The organism is Streptomyces sp. NPDC127197 (assembly GCF_042672405.1).
GTDB classification, from domain to species: domain Bacteria; phylum Actinomycetota; class Actinomycetes; order Streptomycetales; family Streptomycetaceae; genus Streptomyces; species Streptomyces flavusporus.
On record NZ_JBHXVG010000129.1, the window covers coordinates 1 to 1,935 of the forward strand.

A 1,935-nucleotide genomic window follows, 5' to 3' on the forward strand; every position below is an offset into this window, starting at 1 on the left:
CGTGTGTCCTGAACGCAAGGAGGAGTTCTATGTAGGAAGAGCGCCTTATTGCGGTGCTGCGTGGAAGATGAAGGATCTGGCCCTTCGGAGTCGCCCTGCGGGGGGAGGCTTCAAACCGCCTCATGCTGCGTTGGCTGAAGACCGTCGTGGTGAGCGATGAGGAAAAGGCGTCCGAGAGGCGTCAGGTGGGGATCGGGAAGACGAGCGCAGGCGAATCGTCGATGATGCGTCGAAACGGAAACAGGTGACATCAAAACCGGGGTTGTGTAACCGGCCCCCGGGATCAGCCTGGCGGGAGCCCGTCTATTGGCCAGGTGGTGTCCGGCGTGTAGGCGACGTGAGCCCGGTCTGCTGCTTTCACGTGGAACAGGAGAAGGCGCGCCCCGACACCGCTCGCCCCACCTGGGGCGGCGACAGGGAGCCTCCCAAGCGGCTGAAACCGCAAGGGACTGAGTACCGTCGCGGGGTGCGCTGGCGGACCGGCCCGTAGTAGTGGCGAAGCCCCTGTAACGGGGGTGGAGCGAAGGGGCCGGGTCATCCGTGGCTGTGTTCGTTTGGTCAACCGGGCGGTGCCCGGGAGGAGCCGATGGAGCAGTTGAAGTCGTCAGGCAAGCCGTTTGATATCTCGAAGTGGGAGGTCTGGGAGGCTTTCCAGGATGTGAAGAGGAATCAGGGCGCACCGGGAGTGGACGGGCAGTCCATTGCCGACTTCGAGTCCGATCTGAGGAACAACCTCTACAAGATCTGGAATCGTATGTCGTCGGGGACGTACTTCCCTCCTCCGGTGCGTGCGGTGGAGATCCCGAAGCAGCACGGCGGTGGCATGAGAATGCTCGGCATTCCCACGGTCGCTGACCGGGTGGCACAGACCGTGGTGGCCCGGCATCTGGGCGTCCGCGTGGATCCCTTGTTCCACGAGGACTCCTACGGATACCGGCCGAACCGGTCGGCCTTGGATGCGGTGGAGCGTTGCCGGGAACGTTGTTGGAGGCGTGACTGGGTGATCGATCTCGACATCCAGAAGTTCTTCGACAGCGTCCGCTGGGACCTCATCGTCAAGGCCGTGGAGGCTCACACCGACGCCGTTTGGGTGAAGTTGTATGTCCAGCGGTGGCTGGAAGCGCCGCTTCAACTGCCCGACGGCACCTTGCAGAAGCGGGATCGGGGCACCCCGCAGGGGTCCGCGGTGTCACCCGTGTTGGCGAACCTGTTCATGCACTACGCGTTCGACACGTGGCTGGCCCGGAGGTATCCGGGCATCCAGTTCGAGCGGTATGCGGACGACGCGGTCGTGCACTGCGTCACCGAGCGCCAGGCCCGTGAGGTCCTGGCGGCCCTCGGGAACAGGATGGAGGAGGTCGGGCTGCGGCTGCACCCCGACAAGACCAAGATCGTGTACTGCAAGGACGGAAAGCGGCGTGGTTCGTTCGAGCACACGCAGTTCACGTTCCTCGGCTACACGTTCCGCCCGCGCGGCGCCCGCAGGAGGGACGGGAGGCAGTTCCTGGCCTTCATGCCGGCGGTCAGCAAGGACGCCCTGAAGAAGATGGGCCGGGAGGTCCGCCGCTGGCGGCTGCACCGACGCCCCAACTCCACGTTCGTGGAGCTCGCCAAGGAGATCAATCCGATCGTGGCGGGCTGGATCAACTACTACGGCCGGTTCTACCGGTCGGCGTTGTATCCCCTCCTGGCGCGCATCAACGCCTACTTGGTGCGATGGATCCGCCGGAAGTACAAGAGGCTGGCGGCCCTGAGGAAAGCGGTCGAGTGCATGCAGGGGATCGCCAAGAGGTACCCCCGGCTGTTCGCGCACTGGAAGATCGCCACTGAGGCCGCCGTCGCCTGGTGAACAGGATGGCAAGAGCGGAGTGACGAGAGATTGTCACGCTCCGTTCTGTGGGAGCCCGGGGGTGCGATTCCCCCGGGCCACCCGAC

At 64.7% G+C, this 1,935-nt stretch carries 1 protein-coding gene; it reads left to right on the plus strand.

Going from position 1 to position 1,935, the window contains the following annotated elements; all coding sequences use genetic code 11:
- Positions 1–586: 586 nt before the first annotated feature.
- The gene (gene ltrA, locus ACFVJQ_RS45865) at positions 587–1,849 is read left to right on the plus strand and encodes a group II intron reverse transcriptase/maturase (RefSeq protein ID WP_385791939.1); all 1,263 of its coding nucleotides are present in this window, start codon (positions 587–589) and stop codon (positions 1,847–1,849) included.
- Positions 1,850–1,935 lie beyond the last annotated feature (86 nt).

Excerpts from the sequence above, each read along its gene's own strand:
- ltrA (WP_385791939.1), top strand. The coding sequence starts at position 587 with ATGGAGCAGTTGAAGTCGTCAGGCAAGCCGTTTGATATCTCGAAGTGG.